Origin of the sequence: Brucella intermedia LMG 3301 (assembly GCF_000182645.1) — a bacterium.
Lineage (GTDB): Bacteria > Pseudomonadota > Alphaproteobacteria > Rhizobiales > Rhizobiaceae > Brucella > Brucella intermedia.
Genome location: NZ_ACQA01000001.1, coordinates 1,624,182 through 1,647,577 on the forward strand (window position 1 = coordinate 1,624,182; position 23,396 = coordinate 1,647,577).

Consider the following 23,396-nt stretch of genomic DNA (forward strand, 5'->3'; position numbering starts at 1 on the left):
TCAGTGCCTCGCCCCACTCTTCTTGACGCTGCCGGTCGTGATAGCATCCTTTTCAAGCACGCCGCTTGCCAGCAGTTCGTCGCTGCCGGAGATGATCTTCTGGATATCATCCACCGGGCGTTCCGGAATTTCGTTGACGCCAAGGAGAAGCTGTTCGGCTTCGATCGGCTGGAGATTGAGTTCCTTTTCATAGACGCCCACGAGGCTCTGCAAGCGGCCCGGCTGGTTCATCAATGCCCAGTCGGCGCGCAGGAGCGTGATGGTGTCCTTCTCGGAGTCGATCTGCCGCTTCAGCTTGGCGATGACGGCGATCTGTTTTTCCGCGTCATATTTGATCGTGTAGGTGACGGTCGCCGCCACCAGCATCGCCGCTATCATGATGATGTCGAAAGTACGCAGCACTCGTTTAACTCCGGGCCAGTTCGTTCGTCTCGGGCAGTTTGGGCAACCCGAAAAGCGATAGATCGTCTTCCAGTGGCGGATTTTCCGTCCTTGTTCCGGCGCGCAGCTTCGCCGAGCGCGCACGCGGATTTCGTTCTTCTTCCTCAGCCGTCGGGCCGACCGCACCCTTGATCGCCGGCGTAAAGCTCGCGAGACGAACATGCGTTTCCGGCAGATGGCGCGATCCGGCGCTGCCGCCCGCCCGGTCCGCGAAGTAACGCTTCACCATGCGGTCTTCGAGCGAATGGAAGGTCACGACAACCAACCGTCCGCCCGGCTTCAGGATGCGCTCGGCAGCAAGCAGCGCCCGCGCCAGTTCGCCTAACTCGTCGTTCACATAGACACGCAGCGCCTGAAACACCCGCGTGGCCGGATGAATGCGATCCTTCGGGTTGCGACCGACCAGCGTTTCGATGGCATTGGCAAGATCGAGCGTGCGCGTGAAAGGCTGTGCCGTGCGGCGCTTGTCGATCATGCGCGCGATACGGCCCGCATGGCGTTCCTCGCCCAGGAAATTGAAGATGCGGGCCAGATCGCCGGTCTTGAGACGGTTGACCACATCGGCAGCGCTCGGCCCTTTTTTCGACATGCGCATGTCGAGCGGACCGTCCTTCTGGAAGGAGAAGCCGCGCTCGGCCTCATCGATCTGCATCGACGACACGCCAATATCGAGCACAACGCCGTCCACCTTGCTGCCCGCTCCCTTCACTGTCGAGACCGCGTCATCCAGGGCAGAGAACCGGGACTCGACCAGATTGAGCCTGCCCGGAAACTGTTTTTCCATCACCCGCCCGGCTTCGATTGCGGTCGGATCGCGGTCAATCGCGATCACGTCCGCACCCGCTTCGAGTATGCGGCGCGTGTAACCACCCGCGCCGAATGTCCCATCGACGATCACCGCGCCAGCTACGGGCTTCAGGGCATCGATCACTTCGGCAATCAGCACCGGAACGTGACGGACTTCAGCCCCACCGGCTTGAGAATTGTCTCCGCCGAGGCTTGCCATCATTCCGATCCTTTCCCGGGTACGCAGCCCGTTAGCTAAAGCGCATTGCGCTTGAGAGCATCTTCCCGCTTTCGGGAGACATGCCTGAGTGTTGCCTTTGGATTCCGCCCATTTGCCGTCGACTTGAGGGCATGACGGATTCGTTCGTCAGTTATCGGATATTAAGCTTAATGAAGCGTTATCCTTTGGATGGGCTTCGCGCCGGAACCCGCTCAGCCTCGGAACTTTCAACAGAGATTTTTTTGGGAGCAGTTTCGCGGCATCGACCGAAAACCGGAGCGCGTTTCACTCAACGCATCACCTCCGGCCCACACGCTATGCATCACAAGCTTATGATTTGTGATGCCCTGCCCCCTGTTGACGTCTCCGCGTGCTTGCCGTATTTAATGCAAATAGTTTGCAACTGCATTACGACATCAAGGCGTTTATGATGGCTCCATATGGAGAAAATTCGTCCGGCGCTGGCGAAGTTACATTTGAAGGCTGGCGGCGCGATCGCGGTGAAGCATCCATGTCCGATGTCCACCGCTCGATCAGGGTCAATCGCTCCGGCTCGAAGTTTCGCCGCGCACTGTCCTTTTTCGGCCCGGGATATCTGGTAGCCGTTGGCTATATGGACCCCGGCAACTGGGCGACCTCGCTGGCTGGCGGCTCCCGCTTCGGCTATACGCTGCTTTCCGTCGTTCTGCTGTCCAATCTTATGGCCGTGCTCCTGCAGGCGCTTTGCACTCGCCTTGCAGTCGCGACGGGCCGCGATCTGGCGCAGGCCTGCCGGGATGCCTATCCGCGTTTTCTCGCATGGCCGCTCTGGTTTCTCGCGGAACTTGCAATCTGCGCCACCGACCTTGCCGAAGTCATCGGCACGGCCATCGGCCTCAACCTCCTGTTCGGCATTCCGCTGGAAATCGGCGTCATCATCACCGCAGCCGACGTGCTTCTGGTGCTATATCTCCAGAACAAGGGATTCCGCCGCGTCGAGGCGCTTATCATCACGCTGCTTGGCGTGATCGCGCTCTGTTTCCTCATTCAGATTTTGATGGCGCAGCCGCAATGGGGCGAAGTCATCAAAGGCTTTGCCCCCACGACCGAGATCATCCGCAATCCGGACATGCTCTATATTGCGCTTGGCATCATCGGCGCAACGGTGATGCCGCATAACCTCTATCTGCATTCCGGTATCATCCAGACGCGCGACTACGGCCATACGAGCGCTGAAAAGCGCGAGGCCATACGCTTTGCGACATGGGATTCCACCATTGCTCTGACATTCGCGCTGCTCGTCAATGCGTCGATCCTGATCCTGGCTGCTGCGAGCTTCAACGCCACCGGCAATACCGCTGTCGAAGATCTGGACAAGGCACATGCTCTCCTGAACCCGCTGCTCGGCTCGGCCCTCGCGCCAACACTCTTTGCCATTGCGCTTCTGTGTTGCGGGCTGAACTCCACCATCACCGCGACCATGGCCGGGCAGATCGTCATGGAAGGCTTCATCGACATTCGCCTGAAGCCGTGGCTGCGCCGTGCGATCACCCGTTTCGTGGCCATCGTTCCGGCTGCCGTGGTGACGATCATGTATGGCTCTCAGGGAACGACCGAGCTTCTTATCCTGTCTCAGGTCGTGTTGAGCCTGCAACTGCCCTTTGCGATCATTCCGCTTGTGATGTTCACGGCAGAGAAAAAGAAGATGGGATCACTTGTCGCTCCGCGCTGGGTCACGCTGCTTGCCGCCATCACCGCTGCAATCATCATCGTTCTGAACATGAAGCTGATTTACGACTTCCTGACCGGCGTGCCCATCTAAGGCCCGAAGCGCTTCAAAAGGGCGGCCCTGCATCGCAGAGCCGCCCTTTCATTCATTTTACCGCAGCATTGCCGCCATCGGCATAAAGCGCTGTCCCCGCAACGAAACTGGACATGGGACCCGCCAGAAACAGCGCAGCCTGCGCGATCTCTTCCGGCTGTGCGATCCGCTTCATCGCATGAAGACCGGCGGCCCATTCCTTGTGTTTTTCATCTCCACCCATTGGCGTGTCCACACCGCCCGGCAGAAGCGCATTTGCCCGGATACCACGGACGCCGTAATCGGCGGTTATGCCCTTCACCAGCCCCATGAGAGCCACCTTCGAGGTTCCGTAAACCGACATGCCGGGTATGCCGACGCTCGTGCCGACAAATGTGGAGGTGAAGATGATCGAGCCGCCGCCCCGTTCGAGCATGAGGGGGATTTGCGATCTTGCTCCCAGAAATGCGGAAGTGAGATTACCCGCCAATACCGCTTCCCAATCGTCGGGCGCGATTTCGGCAAGCGGCGCGATGGGACCGACGGTTCCGGCATTGTTGAAAGCAATATCGAGCCCGCCGAATTCATCTTTCGCCGCTGCCACCAGCGCCGCATGGGTCCGGGCTTCCGACACATCGCCGGCAACACAATGCGCCTTTCCGCCAAACGCCGCGATCTCCTGTGCGACGCGCTCAAGGCCCGCGAGTCCGCGCGCGTTCAGCACCAGCGACGCGCCTTCTCTTGCAAAGAGCAATGCCGCCGCACGTCCTATCCCGGACGACGCGCCGGTAATGATTGCAACCTTGTCCTTCAAGCTGGTCATAGTGAACCTCCATGATTTCGTGGAGGTTCCGATTAGAACCTCGGTCGCAACGCAACTATCCGTTTCTTGCGTTGGAAGATCGAAACCGTCCTGGAGGAAAATTGTCAGCCGGTCTGTAAGCCGGGTTCTGTATGGCCGGGCTTGCGCCCGACGTGGCAGCCATTCATCTGGGACGGATGTCGCCACCCGCCTCGTGCAACCCACCCGGACGGCTGATCCGGAAACCGATTGCCGGCCCTTGCGAACCGACGCGCCGTCCCTATTCGGTTTTGCTCCCGATGGGGTTTACCGTGCCGCCTGCATTGCTGCCGACGCGGTGGGCTCTTACCCCACCCTTTCACCCTTACCCCGTCATCCCTGCCGTTTCGTCATTGCAACGGTACGGAAGACGGGGCGGTCTGCTTTCTGTGGCACTATCCCTGGGGTCACCCCCGCCGGGCGTTACCCGGCATCGTGTTTCCATGGAGCCCGGACTTTCCTCACCTGCCGCCTTTCGGCATATGACAGGCGCGGCTGCCCGACCGACTGACACGGCGCATATAGCAACGATAGCGCGACAGTGAAACCGGATTTCGAAAAAATCTCGTCACAACAGAAAAGCCGACAGTGTTGCCACTGTCGGCTTTCCGTTCGCATCAGGCTGCCTGTACTCTACGCGACCGCTGACGCAAATCTGTTAGAGAGCGCGCATATAGGCCTTGACCGAGCTGCAGTACTTCGCAGAGGTCGGGTTCATGCGCGTTGCGCCGTGACCGGCATTGTATTTCAGAATCGTGCCACAGGTGCTTCCGCCGCCGAGCTTCTGCGCCATGGCGAGATACTTCATGCCGAACTGGATGTTCGTGGACGGCTCGTAGAGGCCCTTGGCGGAGCCGGTGTAGCCGAGGCTGCGAGCGGTCGAGAGCTTGATCTGCATCAGGCCGATTTCACCGGCCTTGCCGCGCACATTCGGCTGGAAATTGCTCTCGTGACGCACAACCGCATGGGCAAGTGCGGAGGGCACGCCATAGGTCGACGCATAACGGTTGATGATGGTGGAATAGGCGCCACCCTTGGCGTTACGGGCGGTCGTCGTGTCTTTCGACTGCGAGCGCTTGCCGGTGGAACCCTTTGTGGCCGGGGCCGCACGGCGGCTGACGACCGATGCCTTCTTGGGCGCTGTGGTTGGCTTTTCCGCCGTGGCAGACTTGTTCTGCTGGCGTGCCTTGAGGAGAGCTGCGAGGTTGGTCGGTTCAGTTGAAGGGGCACTCAGCGCCGGATTCAGGCCAAACGAACTCATCGCGCCGACAAGGGCGCTAACAACAACAAATTTTACTTTCATAACCTACCGTCTTGAAACGTTTCTTTTGTCAGACCGCCTGTCTTGGGGGAGACGATCCTGTTTTTTGATCCCGCCCGATATGGCCCGTAAGAGCCCGTGACCGCTGGGATTGACGAATGAATTGGCGGGGAAATGCAGCTGAAGATTGGTTGCAAAAGTAAAATAGTCTTACAGGTTGCAACATTAGCGATTCATGCGCGGCCGCAGCGAACCGCCGTCACAGCCCCGCTGCAACGGGACTGGATCGATCTATTTTTATGAAAACATTACGAAAATCTGAAATGTTGCCCTTAGACAAACAGATCACTCGTGCCGCTTCAGGCGGTAACATTTTGCAGGGAAAAAATCAGCCTGTAGAGGGTATCTATGGTAGAAACATCGGCCACGCCGTCCACATTCTGTGGCCGAAAATGGCGCTGAAAGGCCTTAATCACGGTCTCCGTATCCTCATCGAAGATGCCAGTGATGGCAATTCCGTAGCCGTAAAGCGCCAGCATGGACTGCAAGGCTTCGACCGGCTGGCCGTTTTCGCCCCTTGCGAGAAACCTTCCGCCGCGGATCGGCGTCGGCTCGATGTAATGGGCGATACCTGCCTCATGAAGCCGCTTCCACGGAAAATTATGGCCGGGATCGGTCTTGCGGGACGGAGCGATGTCCGAATGGGCCAGCACATTCTCCGGTCTGATGGCCTGGCGCTCGCATATGTCGCGGCAAAGGCGGATAACCGCCTCGATCTGTGCATCCTTGAACGGCGGATAATCCTGGAGGTTGCCCGGGTTGACGATCTCTATGCCGATGGAAGCCGAATTGATGTCCGTTTCGCCCTTCCAGAAGCTCTGGCCTGCGTGCCAGGCCCGCGCCTTTTCGGACACCATCTGCACGATCCGCCCGTCTTCATGGACGAGATAATGCGCGGAAACTTCCATATCCGGCGACTTCAGGACCTGCACCGCTTCTTCGGCGGTTTCCAGACCCGTATAGTGGAGAATGAGAAAGGTTGGCATCTTGCCGTCGCGGCGCGGACCGAAATTGGGCGACGGGTCAAGCATTGCACCGACGAAATCAGGCCGGACAAGCGCCAGCTCCTCCAACAATTCGTTCTCGATTTCGTGTGCGCTGCTCATGCAGCCTCCAGATTCTTCTCGATACTCGCCCAGGCTGCGTTTATCGCCGCAAGACGCCTGTTGGCAATGGTTATGAATTCGAGCGGCAACCCTTCGGCCACCAGCCGGTCAGGGTGGTGTTCCTTCACCAGTGCGCGATAACGCTTGCGGGCCATATCGAAGGACACGCCGCGCTCCAGCCCCAGAATGGCGTAGGGATCGTCAGCGCCGCGCTGGACATGCCGGATCGCAATACGGTCGAAGGCCGCCTCGTCATAGCCGAAAATATCCGCCACGCCTGCAAGAAAGGTCATTTCCTTTTCGTGCACATAGCCATCGGCGGTGGCGATATGAAAAAGCCCGTCGAGGATGTCTTCCAGCAGATGACAGTCGGTCTGACCCTCACTGCACAATCCGGCAAGCTGACGCGCATAGGATTCGTAGCCCGCAACATCCTGTTTGGCGAGATCGTAGAGCCGCGCGACATGCGCCGTCTCTTCCTTAGGCACCGCGAATATATCCTGAAAGGCGCGAATTTCATCCTGGGTGACAACCCCGTCCGCCTTGGCCATCTTGGCGGAAAGCGCGATCATCGCGATGGAGAAAGCCACCCGGCGGCGCGTGTCGGCATCGCCTTCAAAAACGGTGCGCACGGCTTCGATAACGCCAGTAATGGCATTCGACGCCACGGACGTGACGAACTCACCGATGCGGACCCAAATCGACATGGCACTTTTCTATAGAATTCCGAAAGGACTGAAAACCGCCTAGGCAGGCGAAAATTGAAAAAACAAACATTTAGAAAGAATATCGAACCGCAGGCTGAGAGCCTCAATCAAAAAGCGTCGGGCCGTCGCGAAAATGGTGATTTTCGAGTACCGAAGCGGAACGTACTTAAGGTTACGTGAGCACCGGAATACAGAAAGGCGTCATTTGCAGACCGGCATGACGACTGTTGGACCAGGCTCTTACATTATTGCTGGGGCTCGCGGTCGTTGAAGGAGCGCTGTGCGGCAGCAGCCGCAGCCTCTCCAGCCGCCTGTGCCTGCTCATCCGTCTGGCCCACCGACTGAGCGGCGGCAACCGCATTTGCGCGCGCCCTTTCGATGGCGGCGGCTTTTTCTTCCGGGGTCACCACGCCTGAACTCTCGCGAAGCGACTTGACCAGATCGGGACCTTTTTCCGTGCCCGTGCTTTCTGCCGGCTTGGCAGGCTGCGAAATGGCGGCAGCGCCCTGCTCTCCGCCATTGGTCGTGGCAGCGCTTTCGTCATCTCCCTTGCCGCATGCGGCAAGCGCAACGAGAACGATCGCAGAAATGAAAAAGAGAAAGTTACGGTTCATGACGAAAGCCATAACCGAACCGAGCCTGCGTTGAAACACGGAAAACGCAGAGCGCCCGTCTTTTCCCACTGTGGTTGCCTTAACGTTCATGTCAAATCCGAAACCGGCCGAAGCCGTCAAGCACGAATGGCGACCCGACACCGGATCGCCATCCGCCTGCAAAGCAGTCACGACATCGCACCCTTAGTTGGAAGGTGCGGTCCCCGTACCCGGCGTCGATGGTGCCGGGGTGGCCGGAGTGGTCGGCGCTGGCGTCGTGTCATTGTTCGAAGGCGCTGCCGGCGTGGATGGTGCCGGTGCGTTGTTCGTGTCGTCCTTCTTGTCGTTGCAAGCTGCAAGACCGAGAAGCGATACGGCGGCGACAGAAGCAATCAGAAACTTCTTCACTTAGGCTCTCCTTCCTAGGTTAGGCTCTTGGCCTGGTTTCAGGCATCAATGGCAAGCTTTGCCAAACGCCTCTCTGTTTCTCCGTGCGTGGCCGGTTTGCCCGGCCAATCACCTTTACGGTCGCTCATCGACACAGAAGTCCTGTCGACTGAGACCTTCACAGGGAAAAACGGCAACAGCGCGGAAAAGTTCTCTCAAATAGTCTTACCGAACGTAATAAAGCGACAGTATTACAGGGCAGTAGCCCATTTTTTCCCGTTTATAAGCCCGCAATTATTTCGTCACGTCCCTGTCATTGGACGATGTTTAACTTTGCAAAATCGAAGTCGGGATTCGAGGATCAGGGGAACTTTTGATGACAGAGCAGGCAACAGACGGCACAATTCTCAAGCGTGCTGTGACACAAAACAACGCTCTTTCGCGCGCGGGCTTTTCCGAAAGATTGTTCGCGTGGCTGTTCAAGGGGCTGGTCTATCCGCAAATCTGGGAAGACCCGGAAGTCGACATGGCGGCACTTGCCATCGAGCCCGGCCACCGCATCGTCACCATCGCTTCCGGCGGATGCAATGCCATGTCCTACCTGACCGCCGATCCGGCATGCGTGGAAGCGGTCGATCTCAATCGGGCGCATGTCGCGTTCAACCGGCTTAAGCTCGCCGCCGTCAAAAACCTGCCTGATTACAACGCTTTCTACCGCTTCTACGGCAAGGCCGATGACAAGACCAATCTGGCGGCCTACAAGCGCTTCATCCGCCCGCACCTCGACAGCGAAAGCCGCGCCTATTGGGAAAAGCGCAAGTGGAACGGCCGCCAGCGCATTTCCATTTTCTGGCGCGACCTCTACCGCCACGGTTTGCTTGGCGTCTTCATCGGCATGGGTCACCGCGTTGCGCGGCTCTATGGGATCGATCCGCGCGACATCTTGAAGGCGCGCACCATGGAAGAGCAGCGCAGTTTCTTCGACACCGCGCTGGCGCCGCTTTTTGAAAAACGCATGGTGCGCTGGGCGACGGCCCGCAAATCGTCCCTGTTCGGGCTCGGCATACCGCCACAGCAATATGATGCCCTTGCTACCGCCGGGAATGGCGACATGGCGCTCGTCCTGCGCAGCCGCCTTGAGAAACTCGCCTGCGGCTTTCCCCTCACCGACAATTATTTCGCGTGGCAGGCCTTCGGGCGCGGCTATAGCGGCAATGAGGAGACCGGTCCGCTGCCGCCCTATCTGTCGCGCAGCAATTTCGAAACGGTGCGGGCGCGTGCCGACCGCATGACAGTGCAAAACGCCAGCTATACCGATTTTCTCGCCGCCAAGCCCGCCGCTTCCGTCGACCGCTATATCCTGCTGGATGCGCAGGACTGGATGAATGACGAGCAGCTCAACGCGCTGTGGATCGAAATCACCCGCACGGCCGCGCCGAACGCCCGCGTCATCTTCCGCACTGCTGCTGAACCGAGCCTGCTTCCGGGACGGGTAGCGCCCGAGATACTGGATCGCTGGGAATATCAGGCAGACGAGTCCCGCGCCCTGCATGATCGCGACCGCTCGTCGATCTATGGCGGCTTCCACCTCTATATCTTGAAGGATGCCTGACATGCTGCGCAGCCCATGGAGCGTTCAGGGTATGGACCACGCCAACCTCATGGATCGGGTCTACCGTCGTCAGCGGCATTTCTACGATGCAACCCGCAAATACTATCTTCTGGGTCGCGACCCCATGATTGCGGGGCTGGACGTTCCCCGCAACGGCACGGTTCTGGAAATCGGCTGCGGCACGGGCCGCAATCTGGTGAAGACTGCCGAACGTTATCCTGACGCCACGCTCTTCGGCATGGATATTTCCGCGGAAATGCTGGATACCGCCCGCCGGGCGGCAGAGCGCGTCGGCATCGAAAGCCGCGTCCGCCTCGACCGGGCCGACGCAGCGCAATTCGATCCGGAGCGATTGTTCGGACAAGCGGGCTTTGACCGGATTTTCATTTCCTATGCGGTGTCGATGATCCCGCAATGGCAATCGGTCATCCGGGAAAGCGTCCGGCACCTCAATGCGGGCGGCGAACTGCATATCGTCGATTTCGGCGATCAGTCTCGCCTGCCGCGCTGGTTCGCAAAAGCTCTGTTCAAATGGCTGGAATGGTTCCACGTCACACCACGCAGCGACCTTTTTGCGGTTTGCGATCAGCTCGCGCAGGAACGGCACGCCACTGTTGAAAAGCGCATTCTGTATCGCGGCTTTGCCTGGATAGCGGTCGTTCGTTCGGCGATGCCAGCCACTTCAACAGATTAGCAGCAAACTTGCCCGGCAGACTGGTGACGTCCGCCTCCGGATCGCGTAACCGTTAGAGGACTGATTCGCGACACGGAACCACTATATGAACCGTCTGGCCAGCTGCAGCATTCTCGCCCTCGGCGCTTTACTTCTTTCCGCCTGCACGACGGTGGACTACGACTTTTCCGACGTAAAGAAATCAGGTGGTTCGGTAGCCCGCATTCCACCGCCGTCAGGCCCGGTGAAGGCGCCCCGTTTCGGGGATCGCGACCCGCACGACTGGACCGGCAAGACGCCGTGGCACTATCCGATCCACGGCACGGACGTTTCCAAGTACCAGACCAATATTGACTGGAGCGCCGTTCGCGCCAGTGGCATTTCCTTTGCCTTCATCAAGGCGACCGAAGGCGGCGACCGGGTCGATGACCGCTTTCAGGAACATTGGAACGGCGCCCGTCAGGCAGGCATCGCGCGGAGCGCCTATCATTTCTATTATTTCTGCCGTCCGGCGATCGAGCAGGCGCGCTGGTACATCCAGAATGTGCCGCGTGACCCCGGCGCGCTTCCGCCCGTTCTCGACATGGAATGGAACCCGCAGTCGCCAACCTGCAAGCTGCGCCCCAACGCAGCCGTTGTGCGCAAGGAAATGCGCATTTTCCTGCAAGCGCTGGAAAAACATTACGGCAAGCGCCCGATCGTCTACACGACGGTCGATTTCTTCGATGACAACGATCTGCGGCAGATGGCGGATTATCCGTTCTGGCTGCGCTCCGTCGCCGGTCATCCTGACGAAAAATACGGACCGCATCCGTGGACGTTCTGGCAATATACGGGCACCGGCTCCATTCCCGGCATCAAGGGCGACGCCGACATCAACGTCTTCGCAGGTGACGCCAATACGTGGAAAAAGTGGCTGGAAAGCAACAAGGTCCGTTAACACGGCCCAGTTTGGCGGTTCACACCAAGTTTTGCTTCATTTCCGGGGCTTGTTGGGGCAATAGCAAAACAATCCTCGGAAGGGAGCCGACTGCTCCCGGTTTATTAGTGTGAGTTACCAATGAAGTTGTTTGCTTCAGTTATCGCAGCCGCCCTGCTGGCATCGACAGCCATGTCCAATGCACAGGCCGCCGCGTCCCCGGCGCCTGCTGCGGCCCCGGCTGAAAACGCCGTCAATCTTCCAAAACCGGAATGCGAGATCGATTTCGGCCAGTGGATGGACAATCTGACCAAGGAAGCCCGGGACGCCGGTGTCGGCGAGAAGGGCATCGCCGAACTGCACAAGGCCATGCTTGAGCAGAAGGTGCTCGACCGCGACCGCAAGCAAACTGTCTTCAACCTGACCTTCACCGAATTTTCCAAGCGCCTCATCTCGGAAGCGCGCCTGAAGAAGGGCCGTGACAACCTGGTCAAATATGCCGATGTCTTCAAGAAGGTCGAAGACACCTATGGCGTACCGGGACCAGTCCTTGCCGCCTTCTGGGGCCTGGAAACCGACTATGGCGCCATTCAGGGCGATTTCGACACGCTCAATGCGCTTGTCACCCTTTCCTATGACTGCCGCCGCCCGGACCTGTTCCGCCCGCAGCTGATCGCCCTTCTCAAGCTTTTCGATCAGGGGGTCGTCGATGCGGCAACCACTGGCGCATGGGCTGGCGAAATCGGCATGATGCAGCTTCTGCCGAAGGATTATCTTGAACGTGGCGTCGACGGCGATGGCGACGGCAAGGTCGATCTGAAGAACAGCGTTCCCGACGCCATGATGACCGCCGGTCGCATGATCTCGGAACTCGGCTGGAAACGTGGCCAGCCATGGCTCGAGGAAGTTCGCCTCACCAAGGACCTGCCTTGGGAAGAAGCGATCCGCACCAACCGCAAGCCGCATTCCTGGTGGGCTGAACACGGCGTGACCGGCCTCAATGGTCCGCTCGGCCCGGATGACGGCGATGCGTCGCTTCTGCTGCCGCTTGGTCGCAAGGGACCGGCTTTCCTGTCCTATCCGAACTTCGACGTGTTCGTGGAATGGAACAAGTCCATCGTCTATGCGACCACGGCGGCCTATTTCGCGACCCGTCTGGCGGGTGCGCCTGCCTTCGATCCCGGCAACCCGGTTCCGGGCCTGACGCAGGACCAGCTGAAGGAACTTCAGACCAAGCTGCAGGCGCGCGGCTATGAAATGGGCAAGATCGACGGCGTTTTCGGTGTCGCCACCCGCGATGCCGTGCGCGCCGAACAGTTGCGCCTTGGAATGCCCGCCGATTCCTGGCCAACGCAGGAGCTTCTCGACAAGCTCTGATATTCGACAAGGCGCGGAGTTCAAAGCCCGCGCCTTTTCCTTTCCTGAACTGAAATGCGCCCCATGCTCACAACGCTATTCGTCGTCCTTCCCGTTTTCGCGCTGATTTTCTCCGGCTGGGGTGCCTTCAGGCTGAAAATTCTCGGGCCGCATGCGATAGCGGAGCTGAACCGTTTCGTCGTCTATCTTGCACTGCCTGCCCTGCTCTTCGACATTATGGCCAACACCCATGGCAGCGAGCTGTGGCAGCCGGGCTTCATCGCAGTGTTTCTGCTTTCAAGCGCCATTGCTTTCGCATTGCCATTTCTGGTGCGGCTGCGCGGAAAAATGCCGCTTGCCGACACCGCGCTGGACGGCCTGAACGCCGCTTATCCCAATACCGGTTATATGGGCATCCCGCTTTCGATGATCGCTTTCGGCTCGGGCGTTCTGGCCGCGACAACCATTTCGATCATCATCACCGTGTGCGTCACCTTCGCTTTTGCCATCGTGCTGATCGAAATTGGCCTGCAAACCGAAAAGAAGCCAATCCGTCTCATCTGGAAGGTCGTGCGATCCCTGATCCGCAATCCGCTGCTTGTCGCTCCAGCGCTTGGTGCCGTGGTGTCCTTTCTGGGGCTCGCGATCCCCGCCCCGGCGGAAACCTTCCTCAAGATGCTCGGCGGTGCCGCATCGCCTTGCGCGCTCGTGGCCCTTGGCCTGTTCCTTGCCCAGCCGCGCAAGATCGAACGTGAAAGCGTGAATGCCATCGCCTTCCTGGTCTCGGTGAAGCTCATCGTGCAGCCGCTCGCAACCTGGCTGCTGGCGGTCCATGTGTTCGGACTGCCGACCCTGCTGGCGCAGAGCGCCGCGCTTCTCGCAGCCCTGCCGACCGGCACAGGGCCGTTCATGCTGGCCGAGCATTATCGTCGCGAAGCGGCGATAACCTCCAACGTCATCCTCTATTCGACCGTGATATCTGTCCTCACCTTATCGGCATATCTGGCGCTAATTCGCTGAAATGGGCTAAAAACGTGCCAAAAAAGCTGTGGCAAGTGCGGCGAAAACAGCACCAAACGTGGCAGTTCGATGTCTTTTTCATGAAATGTGAACAAATTTTTCTGGTTAATTATTTCAATAGTTTAGAGGGTAAACAATAGGTTTATTCCCCTATCACGGCAGATTGCAGAACGAAATCTTCTTTTGTTCGGGGCGTTTTGCGCTTAGATTCCGGTTTCCTACCAGCGCGCGTCCGACTCGTCGGGCGCATATGAAGGAGACAGACCAATGGGACTTACGCGATCTTTGAATGTCCTCATGATCTGTGCGGCATTTGCATTTGTTGCAGCGTTGATAGCAGGGGTCATCCCTTAGAGTATGTCTCCCGAAAGTGGGAACCGGTTTCGGGATAAAGACACCAGCCTAAACAGGAAATGCTCTAAGGCAAATGGCCTAAACCATTACGGCGGCTTCGGTTTTTGAGGATAGGCCGACCCGCACGAAAACGAGAAAGCCCGGCGAAATCGCCGGGCTTTCTTTTGTTTCAGGCCATTTCCAGCGCTGCTTCCGCCTTCGGCCTTATGCCGATCATATGGCAGATCGCAAAGGGCAGATCGGCGCGATTCATCGTGTAGAAATGGAAATCCTGCACGCCGCGTTCGATCAGATCCATCACCTGTTCGGCGGCAATTGCGGCTGCCACCAGCTGGTGCGTCTGCGGATCGTTGTCCAGCCCGTCGAAACGCTCGGCCAGCCAGGCCGGAATATGCGTCGCCGACCGCGCGCAGAAATTCTTGACCTGCTTGAAATTATGCACCGGCAGCACGCCCGGAACGATGGGGATGTAGATGCCTGCGCGGCGAACTCGCTCGACATAACGCTCGTAAAGATCGTTCTCGAAGAAGAACTGGGTGATGGCGCGCGTCGCACCATTATCGACCTTGCGTTTCAGCATATCGATATCAGTTGCAAAATCCGGGCTTTCCGGATGCTTTTCAGGATAGGCGGAAACTGAAATGTCGAAATCCGCAATATTGCGCAGGCCGGAGACCAGTTCGGCACCGTTCTGGTAGCCGCCCGGCGTCGGCACATATTTTTCGCCTATACCCGCCGCCGGATCGCCGCGCAGCGCCACGAAGCGATTAACGCCGAGCGATGCGAATTCACGCACCACACGGTCGACTTCCTCACGCGTCGCATCCACGCAGGTCAGATGCGCGGCGGGCTTGACGTCGGTTTCCTTGAGAATGCGCGCAACGGTGCGCGCCGTGCGTTCCCGCGTGGAACCACCGGCGCCATAGGTCACCGAAACGAATTCAGGCTGCAACGGGGCGAGCCGCGTGACCGTATCCCAGAGACGCTGTTCCATTTCTTCCGTCTTGGGAGGGAAGAATTCGAACGATACCCGGGTGGTCTGGCCAACGTCCGGTCGGCGGGAAAGACCGTAAAAACCCATCAAACTGTCTCCGTAATGCTCGGAGCATTTTGCAGCCAGATGGAAATATCCAGCGTCGCATAATGCCGTGAATACAAATATTTAGAGTGTGCTTCCGTCTGACTTCATCAAGCCGAAACGCGCTCTATCGTTTTCGACACCGGGTCGGCGATCAGAAGGCGCGGATCGCGGGCAAGCCACAGCTTCACTGTCAGCCCCTGATCTCCGTTGGTAGCCTTCGGCTCCAGCTCCAGTGTCTTTTCCGGTTCAAGACCGGCATCCCTCATCCAGCCCAGCATCTGCTCGTCACTGAAGCCGAGCCGCAGATGCGCGTGCTCCTCGCGCAGGAACTCAAGCCGGTGCGGTGCAAAATCAACGATCAGCAACCGCCCATTGGGGCGTAGCGCCCGCGCGCCTTCCCTGATGGCAGCCAGCGGGTCGTCAAGAAAGTGCAGAACCTGATGAATGGTCACCAGATCGAAACTCTCGCGTTCGACAGGCAGCGCATAGACATCGCCCTGCCGAACCTGGGCATTGCCGATTGCCGCCAGATCGAGATTGGCCCGCGCCACGGCAAGCATGTCGCGATTGATGTCGATACCGACGCCGCGAAGGTAAAGCGGCGCAAAAAGCTCCAGTAAACGGCCCGTTCCCGTGCCAACATCCAGCATGGCCTGAAACGGCTTGTCGCCGACTATTTTCTTGAGCGCAACCTCGACCGCGTCCTCGGAAACATGCAGCCTGCGTATCTGATCCCAGCTGCCGGCATTGGCGCTGAAATAGGCGGCTGCCTTTTCCTGACGGCTGGACTTCACCTGCGACAGGCGCTCCATGTCGCGCTCGACCAGCGCATCGGCACTGTCGAGGCGCGCCAGAAGTCCGCGCGCCAGATCACCGCTGATCGCATTGTCCGCGAGACGGAAATAGGCCCACGCCCCTTCCTGATAGCGATCGATAAGATCAGCTTCGGCCAGCAGCTTCAGATGACGCGAAACACGCGGCTGGGATTGCCCCAATATCGTCGTGAGGTCCGAAACGGTCAGGTCGCCCCGCGCCAACAGCGCCAGAATGCGCAAGCGGCTTGGCTCCGCCACCGCTTTCAACACATCCACCATCTGATCGAGTTGCAGCTGCAAACTGCTCATCACTTGGCCCTCGGGCTGACTAAAAGACATAAAGATATGTTTATATGGAAAACAATTTTGACGCAAGGACTTTTCATGCAGAATGGGCGGCGTAAGGGGATTCGCAAACGAGCGCCGCACGCCTTACGGATGCACGAAAAACGTTCCAGACAGGAAGCCAAGCGTCATGCATCCTGAAATCGGTTCAGATTTTCAGGCGCATGCGGATATGGAAGGGGAGTAGAATGAGCGCAGGCACCAATCGCCAGAAGGCAATCGCCAAGTCCCTGACGCTTCTGCTTCCGGCCGTCCCCTATTCGGACTCCGAACCTATCCGCGCCGCAGCACTTGCTCCGCACATGAAGACGCTGCCGCCTTCGACTGCCGTGTGGCTCGCGACCGTTGCGCATGTGCGCCATTCCCACACCGATTACGACGCGCTGCGCGACGAAGGCTATGACAAGGATTCGGCACGGTTCTTCGTTTTGGACGCAATCAACGCGAAACTCACGGAATGGCGCGCAACCCGGCTCGTCTCGCCGGAGGACGATGAAGCCGTGCAGATGTAAACCAGCCGGGATTTATTGTTTCGCCGCCGCACATTTGGGCCGGGTCAACCGCACGGTATATTGCCGCGGACCAACCATGCCTTGCGGTGTCGGCTGGGTGATGATCCTGGCCTTCAACCTGCATGTTCCGACCCGGACATCGTAAGAACCGGATTCCTGTCGGGTGATGCTCTGGATGGGCTGGCCCGGAAAGCGCTTTCCGACCGCCTCGGTCACGGAGGCGAGTTCCCGGCCTGCCTCGACATTCGGTGCGAGCACCGCATGAGCAGGGAAAGTAAGCAGCACCATGAATAGGGCCGCCCCCAAAAACGGGACCGCGAACGCATTATGCCTTTGCTTGAAATGCTCTGATCTCAGAAAATATTTCATGAAAACGCCCCATAAAAACTTCCGGATGATAGCGCATCGCGGAATGCAAGGCCACACAATGCATTCAGGCCCGCAATCGTACCGATCCGGGCCTGAAAAATATTCCAGCTTGGCGAATGTCAATCGACCGAGCCGTGCCCTTGCAGATAACCGTGCGTGCGTGGGTTCGGCATCATGATACTGACGACGAAGACGACCACCATGATCACGGTCACATACCAGAAGAAGCCGCTTTCCATGCCCTGCTGCTTGAACCACAGCGCCACATATTCCGCCGTGCCGCCAAAAATAGCGTTGGCGATCGCATAGGAAAAGCCGACGCCCAGCGCCCGCACTTCCGCCGGAAACAGTTCTGCCTTCACGATGCCGCTGATAGAGGTGTACATGCTGACGATCGCCAGCGCGATCACGATATAGATGAACGCCCAGAGTGGACTCTGAACCGAACCGATCAGCGTCAGGAGCGGTATCGTCGTCAGGATCGAAATGCCGCCAAACCCGATCATCATCGTCTTGCGCCCGATCCTGTCGGACAATGCGCCGAAGAGCGGCTGCATCAGCATATAGACCAGCAGCACGACGGTCATGGTTTCGCTGGCCGTTTCCTTGCTCATGCCAGCCGTGTTGACCAGATATTTCTGCATATAGGTGGTGAAGGTATAGAAGGCGAGCGAACCGCCAGCCGTGAAGCCTACCACAACGAGGAAAGCCTTGCGGTGGTTCTTCCAGATATTGGCGAAGCTGCCCGCCGCCTTGTTGCTGCGGGTTTCTTCCGTCGAGGTCTCGTGAAGGGTCCGCCGCAGGAAAAGCGCCACGATGGCCGCGACACCGCCAATGGCGAAAGGAATGCGCCAGCCCCAGGCGTGAAGCTCATCCGATGTCAGGAAGAACTGCAGCACCACGATCACCAGAACGGCAAGCAACTGCCCGCCGATCAGCGTGACATACTGGAACGAGGAAAAGAAGCCACGGCGACCGGCAAGCGCCACCTCGCTCATATAGGTAGCGGTGGTGCCGTACTCGCCACCGACGGAAAGCCCCTGCAAAAGCCGCACGATCAGCAACAGGAATGGTGCCGCAATGCCAATGCTCTGATAGGTCGGCAGAATGGCGATCGCGAAAGAACCGAGGCACATCATCGTGACCGAAATCAGCATGGATGTGCGTCGGCCGAGCCGGTCGGCAATGCGGCCAAAGAGCCAGCCGCCGATAGGGCGCATGAGGAAACCAGCCGCAAAAATCGCAGCCGCGTTCAACAACTGGCTGGTCTGGTCTTCGGCGGGAAAAAACTGCGACGCGAAATAAAGCGCGCCGAAGGAATAGACGTAAAAATCGTACCACTCCACCAGATTGCCCGATGCGCTGGCCACGATGGCAAAGACGCGGCGGCGCGTGTCATGGGCATCATGTGCCGCTTCGATCTCGCCATTGGCGTCAGCATGCATTTCTGCATTGTTCATTCTGAAAACTCCCGATAGCGGGCAGTCTCGAACAGCCCGCAAGCCGCCGGTCCCATGCGGGGATGACCGAAATCGGCGATTGTTTCACTTCACAAACATAAAAAGCGAACCGCGTTTCAGTCGAAAGGCAGCCTCGCATTTGAAATGTCCTCCCGGTCAAAACCATGCCGCCTGAATCGCTGGCGATGACAGACGGTCCTTGAACCGGCGGTCTCGGTGTTCATTCCCAACGAAGAATATAACGGAGCAAGAGCATCGAAACCGGCCTCCTGAACGAAATCGCGACGGGATGAAACGCATCACGGCGTTGCGATCATAGGCTCCATATCTAGAGCGGTTTCAGGATGCGGCCAGACCATAGGAACAAAATCGTTTGCATGCAATCTATTACAATATGAGAAATTGCTAAATGAAACGGCTGGCAGCGCCGCCTGCTCCAGAGACGACTCAACCCTTTGAAATAACAAATAAATAATTGAGATCACCCGCACGGGCAATCGATCAATTCCCCGTGTAGAGCGATCTTTGAGACAGTTATTTCTTTTGAGCGACCAGAAAAATACGCGGAAAACGCAACAGCACTTTTCCGTCGACTGTCGCTGGATAATGCGGCGTGATCTGCGCTTTATAAGCCTTCAGATAGTCGGCCCGTTCCTGCTCATCGAGCGGATCGAGAAAAGGCCGCAAACCTGTCCCCTTCACCCATTCCACAACAGCATCCACGCCATCCAGCGGATGGTTATAGATCGTATGCCATATATCGATCCGTGCAGCCTGGCTGGCCAGTGCGTTGTAATATTCCGCCACCGGCGGCAAAGGCTCCCTGCCCTCGGTGCCGATCTTGGCGGCAAAGGCTTCCGTTCTGGCCACGTCGCGCATGCCGACATGCGTGGGTTCACCCATATTATCCGGCATCTGGACGGCCAGCACTGCGCCGGGACGAAGCAGCGACAAGAGGCGCTTCGTCTGCGCGATGTGATCGGGAAGCCACTGGAACACGGCATTGGAGAAAAGAACATCGGTCTGCGCATCCGGCTCAAAGCTCGTCACGTCGCCGATGGTGAAATCGACATGCGGCAGGCGCGCCCGGGCCTTCTCGATCATGTCGGGTGATGTGTCGAAGCCGGAGACATGGGCGTCTGGCCAGCGTTCGGCCAGAAGCTCCGTCGAATTGCCCGGGCCGCAGCCGATATCGACAACCTTGCGCGGCGCGTCGAGGGGTATCCGGGCCAGAAGATCACGCGCCGGGCGGCTGCGTTCGTCTTCAAACTTCAGATATTGCTTTGCGGACCAGTCTTTCATCCTGTCTCCCTTCATCAAACGAAAAGGCCGGTGCAATGCACCGGCCTTTTGAGAGTAATTAACGAGTGAGCGGCTTATAGGTAACCCGCTTGGGATTGACGCTATCCGGTCCAAGACGGCGGATCTTGTCGGCTTCGTAATCCTCGAAGTTTCCTTCGAACCATTCGACATGGCTGTCGCCTTCAAATGCGAGGATGTGCGTCGCCAGGCGGTCGAGGAACATACGATCGTGGCTGATGATAACGGCGCAGCCCGCGAAATTTTCGAGCGCATCTTCAAGCGCGCCGAGCGTTTCCGTATCGAGATCGTTGGTCGGTTCGTCGAGGAGCAGGACATTGCCGCCCGATTTCAGCATCTTGGCCAAGTGAACGCGATTGCGCTGACCGCCCGAAAGATTGCCGACCTTCTGCTGCTGGTCGCCGCCCTTGAAATTGAACGCACCGCAATAAGCGCGGGAGTTCATTTCAAACTTGCCGAGCTTGATGACGTCATTGCCGCCGGAAATTTCTTCCCATACGGTCTTGTTAGCGTCGAGCGCGTCACGGCTCTGGTCCACATAGGAAAGATGAACCGTGTCGCCGATGCGAACCGAACCCTTGTCCGGCTGCTCCTGCCCCGTCAGCATCTTGAAGAGCGTCGATTTACCGGCGCCGTTCGGGCCGATCACGCCGACAATGCCGCCAGCCGGAAGCTTGAAGCTCAGATCATCGATCAGCAGGCGGTCACCAAAGCCCTTCGACAGGTTCTCAACCTCGATGACCACCTGACCCAGACGCTCGCCGACCGGGATGATGATCTGTGCGTCGCCGGGGCGGCGTTCTTCCGCGCTCTTGACCAGTTCGTCATAGGCCTTGATACGCGCCTTGGACTTGGCCTGACGCGCCTTCGGGCTTGCCGAAATCCACTCGCGTTCACGCGACAGCGCCTTTTCACGCGCTGCTTCCTCGCGGCCTTCCTGCTGCATGCGCTTGGCCTTGGCTTCCAGATAGGCGGAATAGTTGCCTTCATACGGAATACCGCGACCACGATCGAGCTCGAGAATCCAGCCCGTCACATTGTCGAGGAAGTAACGGTCGTGGGTGATGATCAGCACCGAACCCGGATATTCGCGCAGGTGCTTTTCCAGCCATGCGGTCGTTTCGGCATCCAAATGGTTGGTTGGTTCGTCGAGAAGCAGCAGGTCGGGCTTGGAAAGCAGAAGCTTGCAAAGCGCCACGCGGCGCTTTTCACCGCCCGAAAGCTTGGACACGTCCGCATCGCCCGGAGGGCAGCGCAGCGCTTCCATGGCCATTTCCACCTGGCTGTCCAGATCCCAGAGGTTCTGGCTGTCGATGATGTCCTGCAGCTTTGCGCCTTCATCCGCCGTTTCGTCGGAATAGTTCATCATCAGTTCGTTGTAACGGTCGATGATCGCCTTCTTCTCAGCGACGCCTTCCATCACATTGCCGAGCACATCCTTGGACGGATCGAGTTCCGGTTCCTGCGGGAGATAACCGCAGGTCGCGCCTTCGGCGAGCCACGCCTCGCCGGTATATTCCTTGTCGAGACCGGCCATGATCTTGAGCACGGTGGACTTACCGGCGCCGTTGGGACCGAGAATGCCGATCTTGGCGTCAGGGTAGAAGGAGAGATGAATGTTCTCCAGAATCTTCTTGTTGCCATAGGCCTTGTTGAGGCCGGACATGTGATAAATGAACTGGCGTGCCATAAAGCGCGTCGTCTCCGCAGGTTGAGAAGCGCGGGTCGCCGATCAGGTCGAACCGCGCGGAAATTGCTGAGTGTCTGAATCAAAAAGCGTCAGGCCGTGGCGAAAATGGTGGTTTTCGAGAACCGGAGCGCAGTGTACAAAAGTACATGAGCACCGGAAGCGCAGAAAATCACCATTTGCAGCCAGGCATGGCGACTTTTGGATCAGACACTGAGGCGTATGTAGGCCAAATATGCCCCGGAAGCAAACGCCAACCCGCGAAATGGAAGCAGCCGGAACCACCAGTCCGCATCTGCTCGAGAAACAAATATAATGAAACCGGGCGCGGATATTTCCGTCACCCGGTTTCCCCTCTGGCCACCGTCCGCGAAAGTTTCCTCCCTTTCATCGGACGGCCTGCAAGTTATGACGTGAATTCTGTCTCTCGACGCCCCTGGATGCCCTTCAAAACCCCGTCTGCAAAGCTAGATTTGCCCAAGCTTTTGCGCTTTTCAAGCAGAATCTGCACAAAAAACGCTGTTGCCTAAAATTCGTTCATCCGTCGATCCAATGCCTGTTTTAGCGACGCTGCATCGGGGAGATTGACTATTTGCACGGCATAAAATCAGATGGCGAAATGACGTTCAAAACCATTCATCATCTGCCGGTTGCAGACAAATCAGAACTTCCGTTCCGCACTGTCCGCGCCGCCATGCCGCGAGCGGTTGTCCAGCTGTGCCACGGCCTCGCCGAACATTCGGCGCGATACGAACGCTTCGCCTTCGCCCTCGCGGCGGCCGGCTACGATGTCTATATTCACGACCACCGCGGGCACGGCACCAATATCGGTGCTCATGCACCGAGAGGCATGTTCGCGCAAAAGCAGGGCCATATCGTGGCCATCGAGGACGTGCGGGCGCTCAACCGTCACATTCACGAGAAGCATCCGGGCCTGCCCGTCGTACTTTTCGGCCATTCCATGGGCGGGCTGATCACGCTGAACTATGTGCTGGACCATGCCGACACAGTGGATGCGGCGGCGGTCTGGAATGCAAATTTTGACGGTGGAGTGCAAAGCGCTGCGGCACTCGCACTTCTTTATATGGAGCGCATGCTGAAAGGCTCGGATGTTCCAAGCAGCATCCTGCCGAAAATGACCTTCCGCGCCTGGGGCCGGTCCATAAAGGGCCACCGCACGCTGTTCGACTGGCTTTCGCACGATGCAGCGGAGGTCGATGCCTATATCGCCGATCCGCTTTGCGGCTTCGACGCCAGCGTGGCGCTGTGGATCGACATTTTCCGGATGATCCGGCGCGGGGCCGACGACCACAATTTCTCAAAGGTTCCGCGGGACATGCCGTTCAATCTGGTCGGCGGCGCTGAAGACCCGGCAACGGCGAACGGCGCCGCTGTGCAGAGGTTGGGGGAGAGAATGCGGAAAATGGGCTTCAAGCGTGTCGATTGCACGATCCTTCCCGGCACCCGCCACGAAAGCCTCAACGAGACCAACCGGGATCAGGTGATGCAGAATTTTCTGGATTGGCTGGCGGAGGCTCTTCCGTCACCGGCATTGACCAGCTAGAAAACGGCAGTCAACCGATCAATCGAGTTATTATCCGGGCCAGAACTCACGATTACTTGAACCGTCTTGGCTTTGCCATGCAATCAATGCTATGCAGCGCGCCTTGCGCGCTATCGGGTTTCCGGGC

At 58.3% G+C, this 23,396-nt stretch carries 22 protein-coding genes and 1 other RNA gene; 8 read left to right on the forward strand and 15 right to left on the reverse strand.

All coding sequences use genetic code 11. The features are described from left to right. Both ftsL and rsmH read right to left on the reverse strand, forming a co-directional pair. Positions 1-402, reverse strand: a complete 402-nt coding sequence (gene ftsL / locus OINT_RS07725) for a cell division protein FtsL (protein WP_006467228.1) — start codon at positions 400-402, stop codon at positions 1-3. Between the two features lie 4 nt (positions 403-406). Continuing rightward, complete coding sequence (gene rsmH, locus OINT_RS07730; RefSeq protein WP_006467229.1) at positions 407-1,450, reverse strand: 16S rRNA (cytosine(1402)-N(4))-methyltransferase RsmH; 1,044 nt, start codon at positions 1,448-1,450, stop codon at positions 407-409. A gap of 427 nt (positions 1,451-1,877) precedes the next feature. Here rsmH and OINT_RS07735 point away from each other — a divergent pair, with 427 nt between their 5' ends. Then, the gene (locus tag OINT_RS07735) at positions 1,878-3,248 is read left to right on the forward strand and encodes an Nramp family divalent metal transporter (protein ID WP_036592933.1); all 1,371 of its coding nucleotides are present in this window, start codon (positions 1,878-1,880) and stop codon (positions 3,246-3,248) included. A 52-nt stretch (positions 3,249-3,300) separates the two neighbouring features. Here the strand turns inward: OINT_RS07735 and OINT_RS07740 are convergent, their stop codons facing one another. The 7 genes from OINT_RS07740 to OINT_RS07765 form a co-directional block, all read right to left on the reverse strand. After that, positions 3,301-4,050 (reverse strand): SDR family oxidoreductase, encoded by a 750-nt coding sequence (locus OINT_RS07740; protein ID WP_006471674.1) that lies wholly within the window; start codon positions 4,048-4,050, stop codon positions 3,301-3,303. 100 nt (positions 4,051-4,150) lie between these two features. After that, positions 4,151-4,579, reverse strand: an RNA gene (gene rnpB / locus OINT_RS22520) — RNase P RNA component class A. A 147-nt stretch (positions 4,580-4,726) separates the two neighbouring features. Beyond that, entirely contained in the window at positions 4,727-5,371 is a 645-nt protein-coding gene (locus tag OINT_RS07745; protein WP_006467231.1) for a lytic transglycosylase domain-containing protein, read from the reverse strand. Positions 5,372-5,688: 317 nt separating this feature from the next. Next, positions 5,689-6,495: an N-acetylmuramoyl-L-alanine amidase gene (locus tag OINT_RS07750; protein ID WP_006467232.1), complete on the reverse strand. Its 807-nt coding sequence runs from the start codon at positions 6,493-6,495 to the stop codon at positions 5,689-5,691. Further along, positions 6,492-7,202 carry a J domain-containing protein gene (locus OINT_RS07755; protein ID WP_006467233.1) on the reverse strand — a complete coding sequence of 237 codons (711 nt, stop codon included), beginning with the start codon at positions 7,200-7,202 and terminating at the stop codon, positions 6,492-6,494. Before OINT_RS07755 ends, OINT_RS07750 begins: the two co-directional genes overlap by 4 nt. Positions 7,203-7,447: 245 nt before the next feature. Beyond that, positions 7,448-7,906 carry a hypothetical protein gene (locus OINT_RS07760; protein WP_031352537.1) on the reverse strand — a complete coding sequence of 153 codons (459 nt, stop codon included), beginning with the start codon at positions 7,904-7,906 and terminating at the stop codon, positions 7,448-7,450. Between the two features lie 93 nt (positions 7,907-7,999). Beyond that, on the reverse strand, positions 8,000-8,203 hold the full coding sequence (locus OINT_RS07765; protein WP_006471673.1) for a hypothetical protein: 204 nt from the start codon (positions 8,201-8,203) through the stop codon (positions 8,000-8,002). Between the two features lie 355 nt (positions 8,204-8,558). Here OINT_RS07765 and OINT_RS07770 point away from each other — a divergent pair, with 355 nt between their 5' ends. The 5 genes from OINT_RS07770 to OINT_RS07790 all read left to right on the forward strand — a co-directional run bounded on the left by OINT_RS07770 (position 8,559) and on the right by OINT_RS07790 (position 13,762). Further along, positions 8,559-9,794: a BtaA family protein gene (locus OINT_RS07770; protein ID WP_039852687.1), complete on the forward strand. Its 1,236-nt coding sequence runs from the start codon at positions 8,559-8,561 to the stop codon at positions 9,792-9,794. Position 9,795: 1 nt separating this feature from the next. Next, a complete protein-coding gene (locus tag OINT_RS07775; RefSeq protein ID WP_006471672.1) occupies positions 9,796-10,488 on the forward strand; it encodes a class I SAM-dependent methyltransferase in 693 nt (230 codons plus the stop codon). 85 nt (positions 10,489-10,573) lie between these two features. After that, a complete protein-coding gene (locus tag OINT_RS07780; protein ID WP_006467237.1) occupies positions 10,574-11,407 on the forward strand; it encodes a glycoside hydrolase family 25 protein in 834 nt (277 codons plus the stop codon). Between the two features lie 120 nt (positions 11,408-11,527). Then, positions 11,528-12,763, forward strand: coding sequence for a lytic murein transglycosylase (locus OINT_RS07785; RefSeq protein ID WP_006467238.1), 1,236 nt, complete (start codon positions 11,528-11,530; stop codon positions 12,761-12,763). 63 nt (positions 12,764-12,826) lie between these two features. Then, on the forward strand, positions 12,827-13,762 hold the full coding sequence (locus OINT_RS07790) for an AEC family transporter (RefSeq protein WP_006471671.1): 936 nt from the start codon (positions 12,827-12,829) through the stop codon (positions 13,760-13,762). A gap of 523 nt (positions 13,763-14,285) precedes the next feature. On the opposite strand, the gene metF is transcribed toward OINT_RS07790, so the two are convergent. Both metF and OINT_RS07800 read right to left on the reverse strand, forming a co-directional pair. Then, the gene (gene metF / locus OINT_RS07795; protein ID WP_006471670.1) at positions 14,286-15,197 is read right to left on the reverse strand and encodes a methylenetetrahydrofolate reductase [NAD(P)H]; all 912 of its coding nucleotides are present in this window, start codon (positions 15,195-15,197) and stop codon (positions 14,286-14,288) included. A gap of 107 nt (positions 15,198-15,304) precedes the next feature. Beyond that, positions 15,305-16,321, reverse strand: coding sequence for an ArsR/SmtB family transcription factor (locus OINT_RS07800; protein ID WP_006471669.1), 1,017 nt, complete (start codon positions 16,319-16,321; stop codon positions 15,305-15,307). A 224-nt stretch (positions 16,322-16,545) separates the two neighbouring features. Here OINT_RS07800 and OINT_RS07805 point away from each other — a divergent pair, with 224 nt between their 5' ends. Further along, a complete protein-coding gene (locus OINT_RS07805) occupies positions 16,546-16,869 on the forward strand; it encodes a DUF2293 domain-containing protein (RefSeq protein WP_006471668.1) in 324 nt (107 codons plus the stop codon). 12 nt (positions 16,870-16,881) lie between these two features. Here the strand turns inward: OINT_RS07805 and OINT_RS23535 are convergent, their stop codons facing one another. From OINT_RS23535 to ettA, 4 genes are all read right to left on the reverse strand, one after another. Further along, positions 16,882-17,157, reverse strand: coding sequence for a hypothetical protein (locus OINT_RS23535; protein WP_138920918.1), 276 nt, complete (start codon positions 17,155-17,157; stop codon positions 16,882-16,884). 200 nt (positions 17,158-17,357) lie between these two features. Beyond that, a complete protein-coding gene (locus OINT_RS07815) occupies positions 17,358-18,698 on the reverse strand; it encodes an MFS family transporter (RefSeq protein ID WP_022568328.1) in 1,341 nt (446 codons plus the stop codon). A gap of 534 nt (positions 18,699-19,232) precedes the next feature. Continuing rightward, positions 19,233-20,000: a trans-aconitate 2-methyltransferase gene (tam, locus tag OINT_RS07820; protein ID WP_039852690.1), complete on the reverse strand. Its 768-nt coding sequence runs from the start codon at positions 19,998-20,000 to the stop codon at positions 19,233-19,235. 58 nt (positions 20,001-20,058) lie between these two features. Next, on the reverse strand, positions 20,059-21,708 hold the full coding sequence (gene ettA, locus OINT_RS07825) for an energy-dependent translational throttle protein EttA (RefSeq protein ID WP_006467247.1): 1,650 nt from the start codon (positions 21,706-21,708) through the stop codon (positions 20,059-20,061). Positions 21,709-22,324: 616 nt separating this feature from the next. On the opposite strand from ettA, the gene OINT_RS07830 reads away from it, so the two are divergent. Continuing rightward, positions 22,325-23,269, forward strand: coding sequence for an alpha/beta fold hydrolase (locus OINT_RS07830; protein ID WP_006471663.1), 945 nt, complete (start codon positions 22,325-22,327; stop codon positions 23,267-23,269). Positions 23,270-23,396 lie beyond the last annotated feature (127 nt).

Excerpts from the sequence above, each read along its gene's own strand:
- rsmH (WP_006467229.1), bottom strand. The coding sequence starts at position 1,450 with ATGATGGCAAGCCTCGGCGGAGACAATTCTCAAGCCGGTGGGGCTGAA.
- OINT_RS07735 (WP_036592933.1), top strand. The coding sequence starts at position 1,878 with ATGGCTCCATATGGAGAAAATTCGTCCGGCGCTGGCGAAGTTACATTT.
- OINT_RS07740 (WP_006471674.1), bottom strand. The coding sequence starts at position 4,050 with ATGACCAGCTTGAAGGACAAGGTTGCAATCATTACCGGCGCGTCGTCC.
- OINT_RS07745 (WP_006467231.1), bottom strand. The coding sequence starts at position 5,371 with ATGAAAGTAAAATTTGTTGTTGTTAGCGCCCTTGTCGGCGCGATGAGT.
- OINT_RS07750 (WP_006467232.1), bottom strand. The coding sequence starts at position 6,495 with ATGAGCAGCGCACACGAAATCGAGAACGAATTGTTGGAGGAGCTGGCG.
- OINT_RS07755 (WP_006467233.1), bottom strand. The coding sequence starts at position 7,202 with ATGTCGATTTGGGTCCGCATCGGTGAGTTCGTCACGTCCGTGGCGTCG.
- OINT_RS07760 (WP_031352537.1), bottom strand. The coding sequence starts at position 7,906 with ATGAACGTTAAGGCAACCACAGTGGGAAAAGACGGGCGCTCTGCGTTT.
- OINT_RS07770 (WP_039852687.1), top strand. The coding sequence starts at position 8,559 with ATGACAGAGCAGGCAACAGACGGCACAATTCTCAAGCGTGCTGTGACA.
- OINT_RS07775 (WP_006471672.1), top strand. The coding sequence starts at position 9,796 with ATGCTGCGCAGCCCATGGAGCGTTCAGGGTATGGACCACGCCAACCTC.
- OINT_RS07780 (WP_006467237.1), top strand. The coding sequence starts at position 10,574 with ATGAACCGTCTGGCCAGCTGCAGCATTCTCGCCCTCGGCGCTTTACTT.
- OINT_RS07785 (WP_006467238.1), top strand. The coding sequence starts at position 11,528 with ATGAAGTTGTTTGCTTCAGTTATCGCAGCCGCCCTGCTGGCATCGACA.
- OINT_RS07790 (WP_006471671.1), top strand. The coding sequence starts at position 12,827 with ATGCTCACAACGCTATTCGTCGTCCTTCCCGTTTTCGCGCTGATTTTC.
- metF (WP_006471670.1), bottom strand. The coding sequence starts at position 15,197 with ATGGGTTTTTACGGTCTTTCCCGCCGACCGGACGTTGGCCAGACCACC.
- OINT_RS07800 (WP_006471669.1), bottom strand. The coding sequence starts at position 16,321 with ATGAGCAGTTTGCAGCTGCAACTCGATCAGATGGTGGATGTGTTGAAA.
- OINT_RS07805 (WP_006471668.1), top strand. The coding sequence starts at position 16,546 with ATGAGCGCAGGCACCAATCGCCAGAAGGCAATCGCCAAGTCCCTGACG.
- OINT_RS23535 (WP_138920918.1), bottom strand. The coding sequence starts at position 17,157 with ATGGTGCTGCTTACTTTCCCTGCTCATGCGGTGCTCGCACCGAATGTC.
- OINT_RS07815 (WP_022568328.1), bottom strand. The coding sequence starts at position 18,698 with ATGAACAATGCAGAAATGCATGCTGACGCCAATGGCGAGATCGAAGCG.
- tam (WP_039852690.1), bottom strand. The coding sequence starts at position 20,000 with ATGAAAGACTGGTCCGCAAAGCAATATCTGAAGTTTGAAGACGAACGC.
- ettA (WP_006467247.1), bottom strand. The coding sequence starts at position 21,708 with ATGGCACGCCAGTTCATTTATCACATGTCCGGCCTCAACAAGGCCTAT.
- OINT_RS07830 (WP_006471663.1), top strand. The coding sequence starts at position 22,325 with ATGACGTTCAAAACCATTCATCATCTGCCGGTTGCAGACAAATCAGAA.